The organism is Marinilactibacillus sp. 15R, assembly GCF_001895285.1.
In the GTDB taxonomy this organism is placed as follows: Bacteria; Bacillota; Bacilli; order Lactobacillales; family Carnobacteriaceae_A; genus Marinilactibacillus; species Marinilactibacillus piezotolerans.
In genome coordinates, this window is record NZ_CP017761.1 from 1019938 (window position 1) to 1041544 (window position 21607).

22 protein-coding genes are annotated in these 21607 nt (G+C 34.8%); 15 read left to right on the forward strand and 7 right to left on the reverse strand.

Annotation, left to right across the window (positions count from 1 at the left end; translation table 11 throughout):
• Positions 1-308 precede the first annotated feature (308 nt).
• On the forward strand, positions 309-1001 hold the full coding sequence (locus tag BKP56_RS05020) for a redox-sensing transcriptional repressor Rex (protein ID WP_072694082.1): 693 nt from the start codon (positions 309-311) through the stop codon (positions 999-1001).
• A gap of 68 nt (positions 1002-1069) precedes the next feature.
• Here BKP56_RS05020 and BKP56_RS14230 read toward each other — a convergent pair whose 3' ends face one another.
• Together BKP56_RS14230 and BKP56_RS05030 are read right to left on the reverse strand one after the other, a co-directional pair.
• Positions 1070-1273, reverse strand: a complete 204-nt coding sequence (locus BKP56_RS14230; RefSeq protein WP_072694083.1) for a DUF4305 domain-containing protein — start codon at positions 1271-1273, stop codon at positions 1070-1072.
• A 28-nt stretch (positions 1274-1301) separates the two neighbouring features.
• The gene (locus BKP56_RS05030) at positions 1302-1961 is read right to left on the reverse strand and encodes a CPBP family intramembrane glutamic endopeptidase (protein WP_072694085.1); all 660 of its coding nucleotides are present in this window, start codon (positions 1959-1961) and stop codon (positions 1302-1304) included.
• 230 nt (positions 1962-2191) lie between these two features.
• Here BKP56_RS05030 and groES point away from each other — a divergent pair, with 230 nt between their 5' ends.
• The 3 genes from groES (at position 2192) to BKP56_RS05045 (ending at position 5392) form a co-directional block, all read left to right on the forward strand.
• Positions 2192-2476, forward strand: coding sequence for a co-chaperone GroES (groES, locus tag BKP56_RS05035; protein WP_072694087.1), 285 nt, complete (start codon positions 2192-2194; stop codon positions 2474-2476).
• Positions 2477-2553: 77 nt separating this feature from the next.
• Positions 2554-4176, forward strand: coding sequence for a chaperonin GroEL (gene groL, locus BKP56_RS05040; protein WP_072694088.1), 1623 nt, complete (start codon positions 2554-2556; stop codon positions 4174-4176).
• Between the two features lie 301 nt (positions 4177-4477).
• Positions 4478-5392 carry a ketopantoate reductase family protein gene (locus BKP56_RS05045; RefSeq protein WP_072694089.1) on the forward strand — a complete coding sequence of 305 codons (915 nt, stop codon included), beginning with the start codon at positions 4478-4480 and terminating at the stop codon, positions 5390-5392.
• A 56-nt stretch (positions 5393-5448) separates the two neighbouring features.
• Here the strand turns inward: BKP56_RS05045 and BKP56_RS05050 are convergent, their stop codons facing one another.
• Complete coding sequence (locus BKP56_RS05050) at positions 5449-5775, reverse strand: PTS lactose/cellobiose transporter subunit IIA (protein ID WP_072694090.1); 327 nt, start codon at positions 5773-5775, stop codon at positions 5449-5451.
• A gap of 49 nt (positions 5776-5824) precedes the next feature.
• Positions 5825-6142 (reverse strand): PTS sugar transporter subunit IIB, encoded by a 318-nt coding sequence (locus tag BKP56_RS05055; RefSeq protein ID WP_072694091.1) that lies wholly within the window; start codon positions 6140-6142, stop codon positions 5825-5827.
• Positions 6143-6545: 403 nt separating this feature from the next.
• Here BKP56_RS05055 and BKP56_RS05060 point away from each other — a divergent pair, with 403 nt between their 5' ends.
• Positions 6546-7340: a carbon-nitrogen family hydrolase gene (locus tag BKP56_RS05060; RefSeq protein WP_072694092.1), complete on the forward strand. Its 795-nt coding sequence runs from the start codon at positions 6546-6548 to the stop codon at positions 7338-7340.
• Positions 7341-7460: 120 nt separating this feature from the next.
• Here the strand turns inward: BKP56_RS05060 and BKP56_RS05065 are convergent, their stop codons facing one another.
• Positions 7461-8132 (reverse strand): CAP domain-containing protein, encoded by a 672-nt coding sequence (locus BKP56_RS05065; protein WP_091896211.1) that lies wholly within the window; start codon positions 8130-8132, stop codon positions 7461-7463.
• Positions 8133-8378: 246 nt separating this feature from the next.
• Between BKP56_RS05065 and BKP56_RS05070 the strand changes: the two genes are divergently transcribed.
• From BKP56_RS05070 to BKP56_RS05105, 8 genes are all read left to right on the forward strand, one after another.
• A complete protein-coding gene (locus tag BKP56_RS05070) occupies positions 8379-9776 on the forward strand; it encodes an ISLre2 family transposase (RefSeq protein ID WP_072694093.1) in 1398 nt (465 codons plus the stop codon).
• Between the two features lie 238 nt (positions 9777-10014).
• Positions 10015-11412 carry an MATE family efflux transporter gene (locus BKP56_RS05075; protein ID WP_072694094.1) on the forward strand — a complete coding sequence of 466 codons (1398 nt, stop codon included), beginning with the start codon at positions 10015-10017 and terminating at the stop codon, positions 11410-11412.
• 165 nt (positions 11413-11577) lie between these two features.
• Positions 11578-12204 (forward strand): glycosyltransferase family 32 protein, encoded by a 627-nt coding sequence (locus BKP56_RS05080; RefSeq protein WP_072694095.1) that lies wholly within the window; start codon positions 11578-11580, stop codon positions 12202-12204.
• 221 nt (positions 12205-12425) lie between these two features.
• Complete coding sequence (locus BKP56_RS05085) at positions 12426-14054, forward strand: amidohydrolase (protein WP_072694096.1); 1629 nt, start codon at positions 12426-12428, stop codon at positions 14052-14054.
• Entirely contained in the window at positions 14035-14934 is a 900-nt protein-coding gene (locus tag BKP56_RS05090) for a YitT family protein (RefSeq protein ID WP_072694097.1), read from the forward strand. The genes BKP56_RS05085 and BKP56_RS05090 overlap by 20 nt, the downstream gene beginning before the upstream one ends.
• A 37-nt stretch (positions 14935-14971) precedes the next feature.
• On the forward strand, positions 14972-15631 hold the full coding sequence (locus BKP56_RS05095) for an ABC transporter ATP-binding protein (protein ID WP_072694098.1): 660 nt from the start codon (positions 14972-14974) through the stop codon (positions 15629-15631).
• Positions 15621-16385 carry an ABC transporter permease gene (locus BKP56_RS05100; RefSeq protein ID WP_072694099.1) on the forward strand — a complete coding sequence of 255 codons (765 nt, stop codon included), beginning with the start codon at positions 15621-15623 and terminating at the stop codon, positions 16383-16385. The genes BKP56_RS05095 and BKP56_RS05100 overlap by 11 nt, the downstream gene beginning before the upstream one ends.
• A gap of 444 nt (positions 16386-16829) precedes the next feature.
• A complete protein-coding gene (locus BKP56_RS05105; RefSeq protein WP_072694100.1) occupies positions 16830-17657 on the forward strand; it encodes a 3D domain-containing protein in 828 nt (275 codons plus the stop codon).
• 202 nt (positions 17658-17859) lie between these two features.
• On the opposite strand, the gene alr is transcribed toward BKP56_RS05105, so the two are convergent.
• Positions 17860-19029, reverse strand: coding sequence for an alanine racemase (alr, locus tag BKP56_RS05110; protein WP_072694101.1), 1170 nt, complete (start codon positions 19027-19029; stop codon positions 17860-17862).
• Positions 19030-19174: 145 nt separating this feature from the next.
• Between alr and BKP56_RS05115 the strand changes: the two genes are divergently transcribed.
• Both BKP56_RS05115 and BKP56_RS05120 read left to right on the forward strand, forming a co-directional pair.
• Positions 19175-19708 carry a hypothetical protein gene (locus BKP56_RS05115; RefSeq protein WP_072694102.1) on the forward strand — a complete coding sequence of 178 codons (534 nt, stop codon included), beginning with the start codon at positions 19175-19177 and terminating at the stop codon, positions 19706-19708.
• A gap of 116 nt (positions 19709-19824) precedes the next feature.
• Positions 19825-21162, forward strand: a complete 1338-nt coding sequence (locus tag BKP56_RS05120) for an aminopeptidase C (protein ID WP_072694103.1) — start codon at positions 19825-19827, stop codon at positions 21160-21162.
• Between the two features lie 58 nt (positions 21163-21220).
• Here the strand turns inward: BKP56_RS05120 and BKP56_RS05125 are convergent, their stop codons facing one another.
• Positions 21221-21520 (reverse strand): hypothetical protein, encoded by a 300-nt coding sequence (locus BKP56_RS05125; RefSeq protein ID WP_072694104.1) that lies wholly within the window; start codon positions 21518-21520, stop codon positions 21221-21223.
• Positions 21521-21607: the final 87 nt, after the last annotated feature.

The following is a 21607-nucleotide window of genomic DNA, read 5'->3' on the forward strand; positions in this document are numbered from 1 at the left end:
GATGATGGATCATAATAACTGCTTAAAAAAATGATGAAATTTCGATAGATGTAATTGCTTTTTATAAGATGAATTCTATCGATTTTTTCACAAGCTGATATGATCATATATGATAATATTCTCATAGGTAATATAGAATCCCTTATTTTATAGTCATATTAACTTCCAATTTATAAATTCCGTGCTATAATAGTTAGTGAAATACTATAGGAATTTGTGAAATGAAAGTTAAAAATATTAGATGAGGTATATTACTTTTAGTTTAATGGGAAGTTTTATATTGAATTATAATTTGAAGGAGAAAAAGTATGGTAGAAAAGAAAATTCCAAAAGCTACTGCAAGGAGATTACCCCTTTATTATCGTTATTTACGCTTTCTCCATGAAGCAGGAAAAAATCGTGTTTCTTCTGCAAAGCTTAGTGAAGCAGTAAAAGTTGACAGTGCAACAATTAGACGAGATTTTTCGTACTTTGGTGCATTAGGAAAACGTGGATATGGATATGATGTTGAAGCATTGATGAACTTTTTCAGTAAAACATTGAACCAGGATCGATTGACGAATGTTGCCTTGATCGGTGTAGGAAATCTAGGACAAGCTCTCTTGAATTATAATTTCAGAAGAAACAATAATACCCGTATCAGTGCAGGATTTGATATCAATGAGAAATTGATTGGAACCATTCACCAAGGTGTTCCCATTTATCATATAGATGAAATGGTAGAACAGTTGGATCTGCAGCAAATTGATGTTGCGATTTTGACTGTTCCTTCAGAAATTGCGCAGGAAATGGCGAACAAACTTGTCGAAGGTGGCGTTAAAGGAATTATGAACTTTACACCTATTCGAGTGAATGTTCCTGACAGTGTGCGTGTACACAATGTTGACTTGACTAATGAATTACAAACGTTGATTTATTTCATCAATTATTATCAAGAATTAGATGATGAGGAAGAAGTAATCATTGATGAAGAAACTGGAGAGATATTTGTAGAAGATTAAGTAATACAGGAAAATAAAAGCAGTTACCTTGTTTGATTGAATTAATCAACGGGTAGCTGCTTTTTTGATTATTTATTTCGGTTTTTCCTGATTTTAAAATATGAATCTGCTAGACGAGTTCCCTGAACAAAGTCTTTGGTAGCCAGAAAGGCAAACAACAACGGGAATATACCCCATCCTTCCAATCCGACAATATCAATGACGAAGTAGAGTAATATAAAGCACATTACGTACTTAAAAAATATATAGCTTAGAATTTGTTTTTCGGTCATTTAAAAATCCTTTCATACAATAAATTCTTTAGTTATTTAGAATCAGATTTCCAATTACAGCAGCTGTATTCATAAGACAATGGGCGATGATAGGTGTCCAAATGTTTTTTGTCTTGAAATACAACCAAGAAAAAACAAGTCCCATAGTAGAATAAACTAAAATTCTTCCATCAAAGTGAATGACTGCAAACATGAGCGAGCTGACAACAGCTGCACCTATTCCGCCGATTTTCTCTAAACCCATACCAAATATTGCTTTACGGAAGACAAATTCTTCCATAATAGGTCCGGCTATAGAAGAGAGTAGAAGAAAGTAAGGATACTGCTTGATGATTGCAATAATATTTTGAGTGTTTTGTGAGTCTTGAGATGCACCAAGGAAATTGATTTCAATCATTGTAGCAATAAATTGCGCAAAGAGCGCAATAATTAATCCGAGAAATCCCCATAAGATAATTTCAGGAATATTTGATCTAAAGGGTTTTTCAAAAGAAAATGTAAAATCTTTTTTCTGGTTGAGATAAATCATTCCGACTGCACCAAGAGTAAAGAAAAGCAGGTTAGACCAGATTACCCCATCTGTACGAATGCTTTCAGGTAGAAATTGAGCGGTTAGTACGGTTGCCAACTGAACGAATATATACAGCAGTATGATTTGGAGAGCTGTTTTTTTATGTGATTGTTCCAATAGATTCATCCTCATTTTCTAAAGATAATAAAGTCGTTTTTGACATTACTAGTAACTTAACATAAATTTTGTCAGTATTCCAGATATGATTTTAATCAATTTTTTAACTTCAAAAGGGTTGCAAGAAAACTCAGTTTTGAATATACTAAGTATTGGAGTTAGCACTCGGGTGCATCGAGTGCTAACACGAATATAAACTCAACTATAAAATTATATGGAGGGATAACACCATGTTAAAACCTTTAGGAAATCGTGTTCTTCTGGAAGTAATCAAAGAAGAAGAAAAAACTGTCAGTGGACTTGTTTTACCGGAGTCAGCAAAAGAAAAGCCGCAAACAGCTAAAGTAGTCGCTGTGGGTAGTGGGAAAGTTTTAGATGACGGGAAACGTGCCGATATGGACGTTGCAGTTGGAGATAAAGTGATTTTCGAGAAATATGCTGGATCAGAAGTTAAATATGAAGGCAATGAATATTTAGTTCTTAAAGATTCAGATATCATTGCTGTTGTAGAATAATTTTTATGAAGTTGTATTTTATTCGTGTCAAATCATAAAATTGAAAGTTTGAAAAATTTAATTAAGAGGTGGAAATAATGGCTAAAGATATTAAATTTTCTGAAGATGCACGTGCAGCAATGCTACGTGGAGTAGACAAATTGGCAAACACAGTAAAAGTAACATTAGGTCCCAAAGGAAGAAACGTTATTTTAGATAAATCTTTTGGTGCTCCTCAAATTACTAACGATGGTGTGACGATTGCAAAAGAGATCGAACTGGAAGATCAGTTTGAAAATATGGGTGCTCAGTTAGTTGCTGAAGTTGCAAGCAAAACAAATGATATCGCTGGAGATGGAACAACCACTGCAACGGTGCTAGCACAAGCAATCGTTAATGAAGGAATGAAAAACGTTACAGCTGGTGCCAATCCAGTTGGTATCCGCCGTGGAATTGAAAAAGCCACTAAACGTGCAGTAGAAGCTTTACATGAAGTTTCTACTAAAGTAGAAGGAAAAGAATCAATCGCTCAAATTGCAGCAATCTCATCTGGAGATGAAGAGATCGGTCAACTATTAGCAGATGCTATGGAAAAAGTTGGTAGTGACGGTGTTATTACGATCGAAGAATCTCAAGGAATTGAAACTGAATTAGATGTTGTAGAAGGTATGCAATTTGATCGTGGATATTTATCTCAGTATATGGTTACGGATAATGAAAAAATGGAAGCAAATCTGGATAATCCTTATGTTTTGATCACAGACAAGAAAATTTCTTCTGTACAAGACATTCTTCCTGTTCTAGAAAACATCATGCAACAAAATCGTCCATTATTAATTATTGCTGATGATATTGAAGGTGAAGCACTGCCAACACTAGTACTGAATAAAATAAGAGGAACATTAAACGTTGTCGCGGTTAAAGCACCTGGTTTTGGTGACCGTCGTAAGGGAATGCTTGAAGATATCGCAATTTTGACAAATGGTACTGTGATTACTGATGATCTAGGTCTAGACTTGAAAGATATGACCATTGATCAACTTGGTGTTGCCGGCAAAGCAGTTATTACTAAAGATGACACTACACTTGTAGAAGGAGCTGGAGAAAGGGATAAAATCGAACAACGAGTCTCTATGTTACGTGCTCAGTCAGAAGAAACAAATTCTGAATTCGACCGCGAGAAGTTACAAGAACGTATTGCTAAACTTGCTGGTGGGGTTGCTGTCATTAAAGTTGGAGCAGCAACTGAAACAGAAATCAAAGAACGTAAATTACGTATTGAAGATGCTTTGAACGCAGCTCGTGCAGCAGTTGAAGAAGGTGTGATTGCTGGTGGTGGAACAGCTTATATTAACATTTTGAACAAGCTGGAAGAAATTGAAGCTACCGGCGATGAAGCAACTGGTGTTAAAATCGTAGTTCGTGCGTTAGAAGAACCAGTTCGTCAAATTGCATTCAATGCTGGACTTGATGGAAGTGTAATTGTTGAACGCTTGAAACATGTGGAACCAGGTATTGGATTTAACGCAGCTACAGGTGAAATGGTCAACATGGTAGAAGCAGGTATCATTGATCCTACTAAAGTAACGCGTTCTGCATTACAAAACGCTGCATCTGTTTCTGCATTACTCCTTACAACTGAAGCGGCAGTTGCCAATATTCCTGAACCAGAAGCTCCAGGAGCTGGAATGGATCCAAGCGCAATGGGCGGAATGATGTAAAAAATTATTAGATAAAGGAAGCCACGTCGAATTTGATGTGGCTTTTTTGGATTATATTTTGATTTTATATGCGGTTCAAAATAATAAATTGTATCAAAAATAAGATAAAGTGATTTACAGGTATCTCATTAAAGAAATCTTTTGTGAGCAAGAAGAAAAAGTCAATTATGTCTAACTCATCAATCATTTCGATCTTGAGCTACAAATTAAAACATGAAATAATACCCATGATTCATGAATATGGTAAGATAGGTTCTATGATAAATACATAAATGATAATCGAAAGAATGGTGAAGTAGAGATGACTAAACAAACAATCGCAATCGTTGGATTAGGTGCTTTAGGTATATTATATGGTCAGCACTTATCAGCTGCTTTGGGAAAAGAACGTGTACGAATTATTGTAAATGAAGAAAGAAAAAGACGGTATGAAAAAGAGGGAGTCACATTGAATGGAGAATACTGTGATTTCAATTATATTTTGGAAACAGAAAAAGGGAATCCAGCAGATTTAGTCATTGTCTGTACTAAGTCTCTAACACTAGATAGTGGCATGGAATCGATGAAGAATCAGGTTGGAGAACATACCACTATACTCTCATTAATCAATGGGATATCCAGCGAACAAATTTTAGGAGAGAGATTCGGACATGAAAAAGTAATTCCTACAGTTGCAATCGGAATGGATGCGACAAGAGAAGGACAAAATGTACGATCTAAAGTTAAGGGATGGCTGCAGATCGGAGTCGATGTACCAGAAAAAGAGCAACGACTGATGAGGGTAAAAGAACTATTTGATGAAGCCCAGTTTCCTTATACTATAGAAGAAGATATAATATTGAAAATCTGGCAGAAATTTATCATGAATGTAGGCGTGAACCAGGTTGTTATGGTCAATGAAACGACTTATAAAGGTATTCAAACTGGAGGAGACTATCATGAACAAGCTTGGGCAGCTATGGCAGAAGTTGTATTGATAGCCCAAGCAGAAGGGATTCCATTGAAAGAAGAACATATTCAAAGTGCATTTGATATCATCGATACAGTAGATCCGGAAGGAATGCCCTCCATGAGACAAGATGGGTTAGCTAAAAGACTGACTGAAGTAGAACTGTTTGCAGGGACGATTTTAGCTAAATCTAAAGAACATGGTATTCCAACCCCTGTCAATGAACTTTTGTATACAAAAGTAAAAGAAATGGAACAATTATTTTAATATAGTAAATAAACAAGACCCTGAGAAAAATCTCAGAGTCTTGATTTATAATTACATTAACGTGTTTTATATAATTCTACGATTTCAACGGCTAAATCTTTAAATGTAATAGCATTCATCAAATGATCTTGACCGTGAACCATTAATAGTGATAGTTCTACACTATCTCCGGAAGCTTCTCTTGTCAATAAACCCGTCTGTGAATGATGTGCACGTGTTAAGGCTTCATCAGCTAGTTTCAAACTTGCTTCAGCAGCTTCAAAATCACTTTCTTTTGCTGCTTGTATTGCCTCCATTGCATTACCTTTAGCGTCGCCACCATGCATGATCAATCCCATGATAGTTTGCAGCATTTCTTCTTGTTCTTCTGTTCTATCTGACATACTAAATTCCCTTCTTAAGTATATTTCTCAGCGAGAAGATTTTTATAATTTATTTACTTAATTCCAAAGCTTTGTCTAACACGCTTTTTCCATTCATCATACCGTAATCTCTCATATCGATTACTTCTACAGGAATACCTTTTCCTTCAACTTTTGTTTCCATTTGTTTTTTTAAGAATTTCACTTGAGGACCTAACATTAATACATCTACAGGTTTAGATTCTAAATAGCTGTCTGCTTCATTTGCTGAAACTGCGAAGATGTCTGTTTCTATTCCGTCTGCTTCAGCAGCTTTTTGCATTTTTGAAACAAGCATGCTGGTACTCATTCCAGCAGCACACACTAACATAATAGTTTTCGTTGACATAGTAATTTCCCCTTTTGAAACAAATTTAATACGTATACGACAGCTGAAGCCTTCTTTTTAAGTCCGTCGGTTTTCTGATTTTTAATAATTGAACGCGGTTACATTTTTTGTTCAAATAACAAATAATTCGAATAATCATCAGAGACGGCTTAAAAGACTGCAATGAAATCGTTTACTACTATATACTATTTATACACTAATTTCGATATAAATTCAATAGTTACCAATTAAAATGTTCTGGTACCGGTTATATTTTCATATCATAACTTTATCATATTTGCTAAATATAAAAATAATGATAAGCTAAATCTACAATTAAAAATATGATTTTATATTGTAGCAGGGTATCTTAGAAAGAAGTTTTTAACTAGTGATAAATAAAATCTGAGTAGAGGAGAACAAGATGAAAATTAGTGCAATTCAATTAGATTTAGCTTTTGATGATCCGCTTCAAAATGAAAAAAAAATAAAAAATGAAATTGAAAAGACAATGGAAAAATATCATCCAGATACAATCGTTTTACCCGAAATGTGGAATGTGTCTTTCTTTCCAGATAATATTCAGACCAATGCTGACAAAGATGGGAAACGGACTAAAGCATTTCTCAGTCATTTGAGTGAAAAGTATCGGGTGAATATAGTTGGTGGAACTGTGGCAACAGTTTATGAGGAAAAGTACTATAATACAAGCTATCAGTTTGATCGGGAAGGGAACCTAATCCACACTTATCATAAAGTACATTTATTTTCTCCCTCTGAAGAACATAATAAATTTACTGCAGGTAATCAGTTAGGGATTTTTGAGTTAGATGGAGTAAAGGTAGGGATAGCAACTTGTTACGATTTGAGATTTGTAGAATGGATAAGACTATTAGCATTATCGGAGATTGAGATATTATTTATCCCGGCAGCATGGCCAAATCCTCGAGTATCTCACTGGGAGACTTTATTAAAAGCAAGAGCAATTGAAAATCAGTTATTTGTGGTGGGAGTAAATAGTGTAGGAACAACAGACAAGCTCACTTTTTGTGGACATTCACTTATAGTAGATCCTGCTGGCGAAGTACTGGCTAGTTCCAACGATAATGAAACGATTTTAAATGCGACCTTAGATTTAGAGAAACGTAAAACCATTAAAGAACAGATCAATGTATTTGAGGACCGTCGACCTGAACTGTATAATCGTTACTCAGTGTAATTTCAGTCCTGCATATTTTCTGCTATATAAGAAGCATAAAAAAGGAATAACAGAAACAGCGAGTGCTCACATAATATAAGAGCACTCGCTGTTCTATAGTTTCTATAATTATTTTTCCTTTTACATAGGAGTTCCAAACATTTGGGTAGCGTATAAGAACTCGCCATCATAGTGAACGCCGATACCAATTTCTTCATAATCCGGACGAATCATGTTTTCGTAATGACCTTCACTTTCGACCCACCCGTTAAACAGCAGCTCGGCCATTTCTTTTTCGTCTAAATAATACGTTGCCATTCCTAAATTCTCTCCGACTACTCGGTAAGGATAAGCTAATCCATTTTCTTCAAATATAGTAAATGGATTCTTGCCGTTAGGACGAGTATGTGAGAAAGAAACTTCTGTTTCCTGAGCTCTAAGGTCTGCAGCTTTTTTCAGTATATTATTTTTTTTAAGACTGTTTAACCCCTGTTCTTCTCTTAAGTCATTTAATAAAATAAAAATACGTTCTTCAACTATTTGATAATCTACCTCAGATGATTCTGATTGGTAGGAAGAAGCTGACTGATCAGATTTTTCAATTGTACTTAACTGGTCACTAGAATCACTGATATCCAGTGATTTATCAGTTACTGTACTGAAGTTTGGCCATTCATTTGGAGAAGGAACAATATTGACAATGGTTTCTAACCAATCGCCAACGATAGTACCGTGTAGAATTCCAGTTGTTGCTAACCAGAAACCGAAAAGTATGGCCAGAAGTAAAGTAATTAATTTTCTAATAACTTTCATATATTATTCCAGCTCCTTTCTCTTTTCTCTAGAATATTGTATCAGAAAAACGGGAAAATACTAGAGTTTGATTTGTACTTCTTTATTAAGATAATAAATATTATAGCTAATATCGGAAATAATTTAATGAGAAAAAGCTATGTGTAAAGTTTATGTAGGAAATGGAAAAAAATAGGGTAGACAAAAAGAAAGAAGACCCTTAATCTAGAATTTGCGGAAACTAGAGAGAAAGAGGTCTTCTTTACGATGGAAATTATAGCACAAATGATGGGAATATTAGAAGAGTCGAATACACTTTTAGAGGCAGAAATCTTATTTGAGGAGCTTTTCAGGCAAAAAGCGGAGGAATACTTTCAAGAATGCATGGAGCGTTTAGATAAAAAGTGTATTCAATCATACAAAGATCAAGGGTACGAGATAGATAGTGTAAGAAAGCGTACGATGCAATTTACCTTTGGGACCGTTGAATTTTCACGTAGACGTGTGCGTAAAAAAGGAGAAACCAGTCTTATCCCGCTAGATAAGTTTTTACAATTGTCTCCTCGTTCAAGAAATTCTCCCTTGGTAGAAATGAAAGCAGCGCAAATGGCTTCAGATGGGGTGTATCGTAAAGCTGCCGATGCAATTGATTTATTAACCAACTTTTCTTTAAGTCATTCAGCTATTCACTCCATTACCCAACGTGTCGGTCAAAAAGTTCAAGAATGGACAGAACAGAAACCTTTGTCTGATGAAACAGGGATGGAAAAAAAGAGAAAAGTACCTGTTCTATTTATTGAAGGGGATGGCCTGCTTTTGACTAGACGTAAAGGAAAAGAACGTGCGGAGCTTCATCGTGTGCAGATTCATGAAGGTGTGGCGAAAAAAGGAAAACGGCCTGTTCTAGTGCATTCCCTGATGTTTGAAAGTACAAAATCGAGCCAAGAGGCTTTTAGACGAGCGAGTGCGTGGATTGAAGCGACGTATAATCTTCGAAATACGGTCATTATTTCAAATAGTGATGGAGGTAGTGGCTATGAGAAGGACAAATTTGATTCGATTATTGGGAAATGCGCACGACATGAACACTTCCGAGATGCCTATCATGTGAATCAAAAAATCAAACAGCGTTTGTTTTTCGATAAGGAAATGTCTTACCAGATGATTTCAGCGGTTAGAGAATGGGATTATACTCAGGTTTGTGCAGTGATTGCCCAAGCAAATAATCGCATTGAAGACGATTATCGTAGAGCTGAATATGAGGTTGAACTGACAAAATTACTCAGCTACTTGGATCGAAATTGGGACAGTTTAAAGAAACTTCACTTACGTCATCTTTCTCTTCGAAAAGGGATTGGCGTTTGCGAGAGTAATCACCGTCCCTATAGTTATCGTATGAAACGACAAGGTCGTGGATTCGGACAGAAAGGTGCAGGTAACTTAGCGGCTATCATTTCGGCTCGTAAGAATGGTTTGTTTTTACAAGCGCTAACTGAAACGATTCCTGCTTTTAAACAGGAAATCATCCCTGAATTCAAAGGGATAATCCGTACATTACTAAAGAAATATAAAACTAAAAAATCAATCGGTGTGATTGAAGGCAGTATTGGAAAGTACTGTGCGTCTTCTCACGCTCTGGGACAGTTGGCTAAAGCACTAAAATAAAGAGAGTTTAAGGCTGTTTACTGAGGGAGAAAGGCTCAATGAGCCCATATCCCTCAGTAAACAGCGAAAAACAATAACAGGAAAAAGTGATTCTAGAGATTTCCTACAACAACTTGACACACACGAGAAAAAGGTACTTCTTTTATTCGCTTTATGATTTGGGTATAATAGTAAAGTTAACTAAAATATTAGGTAAGGTTAAAATAAATTTTCGATAAGTAGAATAGGTGTGTAGTCTATGAAAAAAATGAAATCAAATAAATTAGGAACAATGCCGATGAACCGACTTGTATTGAATTTATCACTACCTATGATGATTTCAATGCTGATTCAGTCTCTATATAACGTAGTAGACAGTATGTTCGTTGCACAAATCAGTGAAGAGGCACTGGCTGCATTATCTCTTGCTTATCCAGTCCAAATGCTGATGCTTGCGATACAAGTTGGCTCAGGAGTAGGGATGAATGCAGAACTTTCAAAAAGATTAGGTGAAGATAGAAGAGATTTAGCAAGTAAAACTGCCAATAATGGTGTCTTTTTAGGATTTGTTCATTATGCAGTTTTTCTGATATTAGGATTATTATTGATTCGTCCTTTCTTTCAAGCTCAAACAGATAATCCAGTTATTATTCAGTATGGAATAGAATACACAATGATTATAACAACTTTTTCTATTGGGAAATTCATGCAGTTTGTCTACGAACGTACGCTTCAGGCGACAGGTAGAACATTATACACGATGATTACTCAGGGAACAGGGGCGATTTTAAATATAGCATTGGATCCTATTTTGATTTTTGGATTATTTGGATTCCCTGCTATGGGTGTTTATGGAGCTGCGATCGCCACAGTGTTTGCACAAATTGTTTCAGCAATTATGGCGTTTACCTTCAATGCTAAATTTAATGATGATGTAGATATGAAATACAAAGGGTTCCGGCCGAACTGGACAGTTATCAAACGAATCTATTCTGTAGGGATACCATCTATGATCATGACTTCGATTACATCCTTAGTCACATTCTTATTAAATAATATTCTACTACAATTCACTTCAACTGCTACAGCTGTATATGGAGTTTATATTCGTCTACAAGGATTTGCTTTTATGCCGGTTTTTGGTTTGAACAATGGAATGATCCCTATTGTTTCATTTAACTATGGAGCAAGAAATAAAAAACGGATGATTCAGGCAATTAAAATTTGCCTCATCTATGCAATCAGTTTGATGTTAACAGGAACAATATTCTTTCAACTCTTTCCCACTCAGCTATTAGGTTTATTTAATGCTTCAGAAGAAATGACAGCGATTGGAGTATCTGCACTTAGAACAATTAGTATTAGTTTTATACTGGCAGGTTTCAGTATAATTATGGGAACGGTATTTCAAGCTTTAGGGAACGGCATGCTCAGTTTATGGGTAAACGTCATCAGACAATTGGTCGTGTTGATTCCAGCAGCTTATTTGTTATCACTCACTGGTAACGTCCATGCAGTATGGTGGGCAATCGTCATATCCGAGGCAGTCGCTGTTGTCTTTTCTGCTGTTGCTATGCGATACGTATACAAAAGAAAAATACAGCCAATGTCTGATCATATGGAGATCAGTCATGAACGTTTTGCAGAAGATGCTTAAACCAGATTGATGCTTATTTAATAACACAAATATAATCAATATGAAATAAAACTTCATTTCTTCAAGCCTTTTATTCGATTTTACAGGGATCTGTTTGTTACAATTAGATTAAAGTTTTCAAGAAAATTTCATGATAATTATCTAATTAACTAAGGAGAGAAAAATATGATACCTAAAATTATACATTATGCTTGGTTTGGTGGAAATGAACTAGGAGAACTAGAAAAAAAATGTTTGGCAAGCTGGAAAAAATATTGTCCAGACTGGGAAATTATGGTGTGGGACGAATCAAATTTCAAGCCGGAAGATCATGGGATTTATACAAAACAGGCTTACGATGAAAAGCAGTGGGCTTTTGTATCAGATGTAGCTAGATTATACGCTTTGAAAGAATATGGGGGCGTTTATGTAGATACAGATATGGAATTGATAAAACCAATCGATGATTTTAGAGATTTGCCAGCATTCTTCAGCTTTGAAATTGAAACAGAGATTTCAACTGGAATAATTGGAGCTGAACCGCACCATCCTTTTATTGAAGAATTATATAACGATTATGATGGACGTACATTTATACAAGAAGATGGGTCTCATGACCGCAAGACTAATGTCATTAGAATCACAGAAATTATGACAGAGCGCGGATTGAAACCCGACAATACTAAACAAGTAGTTGAAAACTGCCATATATTCCCTCTTGAGTATTTCTCTCCAAAAGATTATTGGACTAGAGAGATTGATGCAACAGATAACACTTATGGAATACATCAATTTACAGGTAGTTGGCTGTAAATTGAAATAAATTTTTTAAAACTAATTTCTGCCTGATTTATCAATCAGGTAGAAATTTTTTTATTTTCAGTCAAGAAAGGCGCTTTATTTCTTGTGATATTAATCTCAATTAAATGTGACTGGATTTTTGGGAAATAGATTGAGTATAGTTAATTTTAAAAACTGTATTCACAGCTCATTCTCGTGATACAATAGTAAGTGAATTTAGGAGGCGAAGTTGGTTGAAATTATATGTAAATGGAACAATCTACATTGAAAGAGAACAGTTTGCTACAACAATGTTAGTAGACAATGAGTACATAAGAGCTGTTGGAGGACGTGAACTGTATAACAAGTATAAAGATAAAGCAGAAGTAATTGATTTAAAAGGTGCTACAGTTATTCCTGGTTTGAATGACTCTCATCTTCACTTTCTTATGGCAGCAGAATATTTAGAAATGTTAAAATTAACTGATGTAACCTCTATGCAGGAATTAATTGAGCGTTCTAAAAATTATATCAAAGAAAAACAGTATACCGAAGAAGACTTTTTATATACGGAAGGTTGGAATCAGAATTACTTTACAGATATTCAGAAAATTCCCGATCGAACAGACTTGGATAAAATTTCTACTACAATCCCCGTCGCAATGGTGCGAGTCGACCGTCATATCATGAGTTTGAATTCAAAAGCTATTGAACAACTGAATATTACCAAGTTTTCTTTTCCGAAAAATGGTGGAGAAGTTAAAAAAGATGAAAATGGGGAACCTACAGGAGTCTTAACGGAAGGAGCTATTGATTTAGTACGACCATTTCTTCCAGAACCCAGCAGAGAGAAAAAGAAACAGTTATTGAAACAAGCAATGAAGTTGGCAAATAGTTTTGGCCTTACCTCCATGCACGTAAATGACGCAAAGGATAATAAAATTGAGGAAACTCTGTCTTTATATAAAGAGTTAGAGGCAGAAAAGAAATTGAGTCTGCGATTTTACCATCAAATCTGGTTCAACGACGATGCCTATATGCAGCCGTTCTTTGATAAAGGGTATAAACTTGGACAAGGTAGTCTCTATAATAAAATCGGGCCAGTTAAGTTATTTTCGGATGGTACATTGGGAGCAAGGACAGCAGCCCTTAGAAAAGCTTACTCAGATGATCCGGGAAACTATGGTGTTGAAACTAAAACTCAAGAGCAATTGAACCATGAAGTTCAGGTTGCAGTAGAGAATGATTTCCAAGTCATTATACATGGTATTGGAGATAAAGGTGTTGAGAGAATTCTGGATGCTTTTGATTATGCTTTAGCAGGTAAGCCGAATGATTTGCGTTTAGGTATTAATCATATTCAAATAACAGATAAAGACTTACTTGAGCGTGTGATTGATAAAGGGTATTTGACTTATGTACAGCCTATTTTCTTAAACGATGACATTCCTATCATATACGATAGAGTAGGAGAAATACGCGCTCAGAATTCTTATGCCTTTGAAACATTAAGAAAAGCAGGAGTACATCAATCGCTTAGTACAGATGCTCCTATAGTAACGTTTGATCCCTGGGCTAATTTATATTGTGCGATCACACGAAAGAGATTAGATGAAAAGTCAGCAAATGGATTTTTACCGGAAGAGTCAATGGATATTTATTCTGCAGTAGATGCTTATACTTATGAAAGTGCCTATGCAAGCTTTGAAGAAAATGTCAAAGGAAGAATCAAGTCTGGATACTTAGCGGATTTTGTTCTGTTAGATCGAAATATCTTTACCTGTGAACCAAGTGAGCTTAAAGAAGTGCAAGTTCTTTCTACAGTAGTAGGAGGTAAAGAAGTATTCAGAAAGGAGATCAATAATGAAATCAATTGCAAATAAAGAAACAGTTAAAAACATGATCTTGATCATTCTTGGTTCTTTTTTGTATGCCATTAGTGTGAATGTTTTTACTGTACCTAATGATTTAGCAGAGGGAGGATTAACTGGATTCTCTCTGATTCTATTTTACCTTACGAATATAGAGCCGTCTTATACCATTTTTATCTGTAATATCGTAATTATTGCAATTGGGTATAAGTTTTTAGATAAAAAAACGTTGAATTATACTCTAGTTGCTAATGGAATTATTTCAGTCTTACTTTTAGTTGTAACAAAATGGGAATTTATTCCTGAAACAACTCTGCTTGCGCCGATTGGTTCAGGTGTTTTTATGGGTGCGGGGATTGGTTTAATTATGCTAGGTCATGGAACCACTGCTGGAAGTGACATCTTAGCAAAAATAATGCAAAAATATCTTGGAATAAATATTCCTGCTTCATTATTATTAATTGATATTTTTATTGTGGTGCCTAGCGTATTTATTATAGGAACAGAGAATGTTTTTCTGACATTAGTCAATTTATTTATTCAGACTAAAATGATCGATTTTGTGCTTGAGGGATTAAATCCAAGAAAATCTTTCTTTATCATTTCAGAAAAATATGATGAAATCGCAAGACAGATTGAATTGCAGATCGGTCGTGGAATAACTATACTAGATGGCAGTGGTCATTATACTGGAAATAAAAAACAAATTTTGTATATTATTATCAGTCGACGCGAAGTGTTGCCAATTAAAAGAATTGTTGAAGCCATTGATCCCAATGCCTTTGTGACTATTTCAGATGTACAGGAAGTTACTGGAGAAGGATTTACCTATTTACCACAAGAAGAACAGGCTGAAAGAATAACAGAAGCCGAAGAACAAGGCTTACAGTAACTTACTAGAGCAAAGATCATGATATGGAGTGATAAAAATGGATACACCAATTATATCTTTAAAACAGATTAGTTTTAAGATTGCCCAAAAAACAATTTTAGAAGATATTACTTTGGATATACAAAAAGGAGAAGTTCTGACAATTACGGGCCCCTCTGGTAGCGGGAAAAGTACGTTGCTCAAACTTATCGGAAGCTTATTCAGTCCCACTGAGGGAGAAATTATTTATAAAGGAAAAGAATTAAAACAGATCGATCCGGAAGTGTATCGTAAAGAAGTTTCTTATTTTTTTCAGAATGCTTCTTTATTCGATCAAACCGTAAAAGATAATTTGACCTTTCCTTATTTTATAAGAGATAAGGAAGCTGATGAATCTTATATCAAATCATATTTAGAAAAAGTGAAGATACCAGAAGCCTATTATAATAAACCCGTTGCAGAATTATCTGGTGGAGAAAAGCAACGAGTGGCACTGGTTCGAAATCTATTGTTTCAACCAGAAGTGTTACTGTTAGACGAAGTTACGAGTTCTTTAGATGCGAATAACAAAGCAATTATTCATTCAGTAATTTCAGATTTAAACAAATCAAATCAAATTACAGTTGTAAAAATTACACATGATGAAACCGAACTTTCAGACTCAACTAGACTGTTGCATATTGTAGACGGCCGCTTGGAGGAAAATGATGGGAAATAATCTTGAAATCAATAATCTATCATTAATATTCTCAACAGGACTTTTAATGATTGCAATCTTTATAGACTACAAGCAGAAATTAGGGCTTGGAAATGAAATTTTTATAGCAGGATTGAGAGCAGTAATACAGCTTTTTATTATAGGATATGTTTTAAGTTATGTTTTCCAGCTAGACAATGTGCTGGTAACGCTAGCAATGGTATTATTTATTGTATTCAATGCTGCTTATAACGCTCATAAAAGAAGTGAAGGCATACCTGATTCGTTTAAAATCTCTATATTTTCTTTAGGTACAGGTACAGCAATTACTTTAGGGTTGTTAGTTTTTACTGGAGCTATTGAGTGGGTTCCTTCACAGATCGTACCTATAACGGGAATGATAGCTAGTAATGCTATGGTAGCAATGGGATTGACTTATCGTGCCCTTAATCAGAAATTCCAAGATCAGAGACAACAAGTATTAGAAAAATTAGCATTAGGAGCAAATGAAAAGCAAGCTTCAATGAGTATTATAAGAGAAAGTGTTAAAACAGGTATGACCCCTTCAATTGATAGTACAAAAACCGTAGGATTGGTTAGTTTACCGGGGATGATGTCAGGTCTAATTTTTGCGGGAGTAGAGCCTACAGAAGCAATTAGGTATCAGATTGTAGTAATGTTTATGCTTATCGCAGTTACTAGTATTTCTAGTGTGATTGCCAGTTTTCTGGCTTATAGACAATTTTATAATGACCAGAAGCAATTGATTCAATAAAAATTAAATAAAGTACAAGTGATAGGATCATAATTTAATATTACAGAGAAAAAACGTGAAAGCGAATTAATCAATTCAAAATAAAGGTTGAAATGTAAATACTATGACAATTAAACCAGTAGTTAAAGCATTAAAATACATTAAATGGTGTTTAAATGCATAATATGATGTATAAATCGAATATAGCTTCCTGGTTTTTACTAAAGAATCTTATTAGTAATGTTCTGCAACACAACTGTAAAAAAGTAAGTAGAATAATACAGTAATACTAAAAAGGCGTAACAACGGGCATATCACCCTTCCATTTTGTAGATAACGTGGTAAGATAACATCTGGTCGCAGATAGATTAGAATTTTTGTTAATCAATCTATTATACATTCAAACATATGCGACAGAATATCAATCATACGATATCGACTAAATGAAAAGGAGCACGACAACTTATGTCTACAGTGCAGAAATATTTAATCAAAGCAGGAGCAACAATTGCATTCGCAACAATGATTACTTTTGGAGCAACAAGTGAAGCAAATGCAGAAGAAATGTCTGCAGCAAATTGGGAACCAAGAACAGTGGCGGAAATCACATCCGAAATTGAGGAACAAAAAGCAGAACAAAGCAACGAAGACTCAGTAAGTTATACTTTCCAATGGGGAGATACACTTTGGGGTATTTCAGAAGCTACCGATTTATCAGTAGATAAATTAGCTAAGGTTAATGATATTGATAATCGAAGCATGATCCATGTTGGAACAACAATTTATTTAAGTGGAGATTCTTCAATTATTTCTGTTGAGAACAACGATGAAGTTGTTAGTTATGATGTTTCTGAAGAAGAAGTAGTAGAAACTGAAACACCGGATGAAGTAGAAGAGTCAGTTAAAGAAGAAGTAGTTGAAGAAGAAAGTGAAGCAACTACAGAAGCTACTCAAGAAAAAGAAGTAAACACTTCTTCATCTGAATCTGAAGCAACTGCACCAGTTGCTGGTAGAACGATTACTGTAGAAGCAACTGCATATTCAAGAAATCAATCTAATCTTGGAAATATCACTTATTCAGGTATTGATTTAAGAGAAAATCCAAATGTGATTGCTGTTGATCCAAGTGTTATACCATTAGGTTCTACAGTTTATATTCCAGGATATGGAGAATTTGTTGCTGGAGATACTGGTAGTGCAATTAATGGGAACCGCATTGATATTCACATGACAGATCTTCAACAAGCACTACAATTTGGACGTCGCTCAATAGAAGTACAAATTTTAAATTAATTTTAATATGAGATATGAAAAAGTCAAAGTGCCTGTTCAAGCACTTTGACTTTTTATTTACCTTGTTTAGTTAGGAAATATTCTTAGAGGGTATTTTTACATATAATAACGATAGAAAAATAGTCAACTACTAATTATAATTTGATAATCTCTTATTAATAAATCGGAAAGATATTCAATATTTAAATTTCAAAACGATTAATTAATCCAGTAATGTATTATTTCGGACAACTACATTGCCTTGTTCTTTATAAACACGAGGAATTCTTTTTCCAATTCCACATAACAGTTCATAATGAAATCCGTTCGTCAGCTCAGCCATTGTATATAATGAAGGATAGTGACTGCTTGGATCACCAAAAAACACAATCTCATCATCTTGTGAGATAGAATCAACTTCGCTGACATCCAGCATAATCTGATCCATACAAATTCTACCGACGATTGGAGCTTTTGCTTTGTTTACAGTTAAATACCATCGGTTGGATAACTGTCTGGGAATACCATCAGCATAGCCTAAAAGGATAGTGGCAATTTGCATTTCTTTTTCAGCGGTAAATGTTCGACCATATCCAACCGTGTCTCCTGGATGTATGGTTTTAATAAAAGCAGCGTGAGTTGTTAACTTCATAGCGGGTCTCAGGCTAACAAAACTTTCCATTTTCTTATCTGGGTGATAGCCGTATAGAGATATACCTGTACGTATCATATCCAAATGAAATTCGGGAAATGCCAGAGTTGCGGCAGTATTACAACAATGCTTTAACTCAAAATAGATATTCTGTGTCTCTAGATAATCGGCAATATCCATAAATTTATGAAATTGTTCTTTAGTGAAAGAAGGATCATTTAAATTTTCAGCATCTGCAAAGTGTGTAAAGATTCCGGCATTTTTAACATAAAGAGAATTTAATTCTTGCATCACTGCTAGAGCTTCTTCAGATGAACGAACACCGATACGAGACATTCCTGAATCTACTTTTAAATGAATTAATGCTGTTTTTTGTAATTCTTCAGCTTTCAAACGGATAAGGTGAGCAATTTCTTTTGTGAATACGGTGATGGCAATATCATTTATAATAGCTGTAGTAATTGTTTCTTCTTCAATGGGACTAAACATCAGAATCGGTGTTTCGATTCCGGCATCTCTAAGTTCCAATGCTTCATCTAAAACAGCAACTGCCAGGTAATCGGTACCTAAGCTTTCTAACTTTTTGCTAACCTCAACTGCTCCATGACCATAAGCATCGGCTTTGACTACGGACATAAATTTTGTTTTAGGAGAAAGAAACTCTTTCATTTTTTTGTAATTATATTCAATATGATCCAAATCGATTTCTGCACGTGTAAATCGGTAACTACCATAATTCATTTTTAATCATCATCCTTATTGTTTGTTGTTGTTTATTTTATCATGAAAAGAGTAAGACAATAAGTCAAAAATACATAATTATCGTGATATTGATTCGTTGTTGGTACAATATAGAAGAAATCAATCAAATTAAGGAGCTAACATAATGAAACAATGGATTAAGTGGGGATGGCTATTGGTAGCTAGCGTTTCTCTTTCAGCCTGTGCAGATACAGATGCTCCTGAAATTGCACCAGGGGCAAATCAAGAAGAGGGAGAAAATAGTACTGAAACAGACGCGCAAATGGCTACACTAAATGTAGATTTATATAATAGTGATTCTGAAATCGTAGGAACAGCCATATTAGATGAGGGAGAAGAGAGTGTATCATTAACCTTAAGTCTTGAAAATGTGAATTCTGGAGAATTAAATGTACAACTTCATAAGAATGGTTCAGCAACTCCGCCTAGTTTTGAGGATGCGGGAGAAGCAATCTCAGGTATAGATACACCAAATCTAGAAGTTTCTGAAAATGGTGTGATTAATCAGACCTTAGAATTGGAAAATGTATCAATCCTACCTGAAGAAGATGGAACACTCGCTACTGAGAGTGGTACTTCGATTATCATCCATAGCGAAATGGGAAATACAGAATCAGATAATAGATTGATCGGAGGAGTCATCTTTCCTCCACAATAATTATAGAAAACTGACTTATTCTACAATGAATAAGTCAGTTTTTTTATGTGACACCTTGTCATTTTTAAAGCTCTTCGGTATGATAGTACTAATTCATTAAAGAAGGGGAAGTTCAGATGACGATCAATGAAAGTCTTTTAACATCGTACCAAAAGAAATTCAATTCAAATTCAGCCAATCATGCAGTTAAGCAAGCGATTGCTAAAGTAGGTATAGCAGATGCCTCAATTGACAATAATATGCTTAGACGCCATTCATTTGTTTTTTCAGATGAAACGAATAGAGGGGACATCACTAATCAGAAATCCAGTGGTCGCTGTTGGATGTTTGCTGCATTAAATACAGCAAGAGTAGATACAATGAAAAAACTTGACATAAAGACGTTTGAGTTTTCACAAAATTATACACTTTTCTGGGATAAACTTGAAAAATCTAACTATTTTTTAGAAAATATTATCGATACAGTTGAAGAGCCATTAAACTCTCGATTAGTTCAGCATTTACTATTTGATCCAATTCAAGACGGAGGACAGTGGGATATGTTCTCTGGACTATTAGAAAAGTATGGAGCTGTACCTAAATCAGTGATGCCTGAAACCTATCATTCATCAAACACACGCGAGTTGAATAGCTTATTAACTGGAAAATTAAGAGATTTTGCTGCTAAACTGCGTGATGCATATAAAGCAGGCAAAACAAAAGAAGATTTACTTGTGCAGAAGGATGAGTATTTATACTTTGTTTACAATCTTTTAGTCAAAACTTTAGGAGAGGTTCCTACAACTTTCACTTATGAATATAAAGACAAAGAAGATAAGTTCCACCGGATTAAAGATATTACTCCGCAAGATTTTTTCAAAGAATATGTAGCGTGGGATTTAGAAGATAGAGTTAGTCTTATAAATGCGCCTACTGAAGATAAACCTTATGGTAAAGCTTATACTGTAAAATATCTGGGAACTGTAAAAGAAGCAAAACCAGTTACTTATATCAATGTACCGATTGATGTTTTGAAAGATGCTGCCGTTACTGCTATTAAAGATGGAGAACCGGTCTGGTTTGGATGTGATGTTGGTAAAATGCTGGATCGTAAAGCTGGGATTATGGATCATCATGCTTATGACTATGAAGCAACGTTAGGTGACACTATCGAATTAACTAAAGCACAAAGACTGGATTATGGTGAAAGTTTATTAACTCATGCTATGGTTTTTGTGGGAGTTGATTTAGATGAAGATGGTAAACCAATTAATTGGAAAGTCGAAAACAGTTGGGGAGATACTTCAGGAGATAAAGGAATCTACTCAATGAGTGACAAGTGGTTTGAAGAATACAACTATCAAATCACTGTCAGCAGAAAATATGTAGATGAGAAATGGTTAAAAGCACTTAAAGAACCAGTTACAGAACTAGAACCATGGGACCCAATGGGGGCTTTAGCAATGGTTCAGTAACCAAATACAGGATAAAAGCTATCTGACAGAGGGGAATTAGCCCAGTCAGATAGCTCTTTTAATATATTTCCATATATAGATAAATAGAAGAACCAATTGCACCGCCGATTATAAAATACATTATCATCTGAATGGGGATAAACCATCTAATTTCACTCAAGTTCTTTTCTTTATCTGTGGTGACTTTAGAAAGCAGAAAATAACCGATTCCTACGCTGATTCCAAGTACCGGTAACATAAATTGTACTTGTTGTGGTCTCCATAGACCAAATGCTAGTCCAATAATAAACCCTAGCGATTGTAATAACAGACGCTTTACTTTAGAAATCGTAATCCCCCCTAATCTGGCTTTGTCCATAAATTGTATCATATAAATAATAAAAAAATAGTATGAATAAATATAAAGGAAAAAATAATTGCTTTTTAATACTATGTAATATATAGT

Bases quoted from the DNA above. Each gene is read 5' to 3' on its own strand.
- groL (WP_072694088.1), top strand. From the start codon at position 2,554: ATGGCTAAAGATATTAAATTTTCTGAAGATGCACGTGCAGCAATGCTA.
- BKP56_RS05075 (WP_072694094.1), top strand. From the start codon at position 10,015: ATGAAAAAAATGAAATCAAATAAATTAGGAACAATGCCGATGAACCGA.
- BKP56_RS05100 (WP_072694099.1), top strand. From the start codon at position 15,621: ATGGGAAATAATCTTGAAATCAATAATCTATCATTAATATTCTCAACA.
- BKP56_RS05065 (WP_091896211.1), bottom strand. From the start codon at position 8,132: ATGAAAGTTATTAGAAAATTAATTACTTTACTTCTGGCCATACTTTTC.
- BKP56_RS05020 (WP_072694082.1), top strand. From the start codon at position 309: ATGGTAGAAAAGAAAATTCCAAAAGCTACTGCAAGGAGATTACCCCTT.
- BKP56_RS05105 (WP_072694100.1), top strand. From the start codon at position 16,830: ATGTCTACAGTGCAGAAATATTTAATCAAAGCAGGAGCAACAATTGCA.
- BKP56_RS05050 (WP_072694090.1), bottom strand. From the start codon at position 5,775: ATGTCAGATAGAACAGAAGAACAAGAAGAAATGCTGCAAACTATCATG.
- BKP56_RS05055 (WP_072694091.1), bottom strand. From the start codon at position 6,142: ATGTCAACGAAAACTATTATGTTAGTGTGTGCTGCTGGAATGAGTACC.
- BKP56_RS05120 (WP_072694103.1), top strand. From the start codon at position 19,825: ATGACGATCAATGAAAGTCTTTTAACATCGTACCAAAAGAAATTCAAT.
- BKP56_RS05045 (WP_072694089.1), top strand. From the start codon at position 4,478: ATGACTAAACAAACAATCGCAATCGTTGGATTAGGTGCTTTAGGTATA.
- BKP56_RS05125 (WP_072694104.1), bottom strand. From the start codon at position 21,520: ATGGACAAAGCCAGATTAGGGGGGATTACGATTTCTAAAGTAAAGCGT.
- BKP56_RS05095 (WP_072694098.1), top strand. From the start codon at position 14,972: ATGGATACACCAATTATATCTTTAAAACAGATTAGTTTTAAGATTGCC.
- BKP56_RS05080 (WP_072694095.1), top strand. From the start codon at position 11,578: ATGATACCTAAAATTATACATTATGCTTGGTTTGGTGGAAATGAACTA.
- BKP56_RS05070 (WP_072694093.1), top strand. From the start codon at position 8,379: ATGGAAATTATAGCACAAATGATGGGAATATTAGAAGAGTCGAATACA.
- alr (WP_072694101.1), bottom strand. From the start codon at position 19,029: ATGAATTATGGTAGTTACCGATTTACACGTGCAGAAATCGATTTGGAT.
- BKP56_RS05115 (WP_072694102.1), top strand. From the start codon at position 19,175: ATGAAACAATGGATTAAGTGGGGATGGCTATTGGTAGCTAGCGTTTCT.
- BKP56_RS05060 (WP_072694092.1), top strand. From the start codon at position 6,546: ATGAAAATTAGTGCAATTCAATTAGATTTAGCTTTTGATGATCCGCTT.
- BKP56_RS05090 (WP_072694097.1), top strand. From the start codon at position 14,035: ATGAAATCAATTGCAAATAAAGAAACAGTTAAAAACATGATCTTGATC.
- groES (WP_072694087.1), top strand. From the start codon at position 2,192: ATGTTAAAACCTTTAGGAAATCGTGTTCTTCTGGAAGTAATCAAAGAA.
- BKP56_RS14230 (WP_072694083.1), bottom strand. From the start codon at position 1,273: ATGACCGAAAAACAAATTCTAAGCTATATATTTTTTAAGTACGTAATG.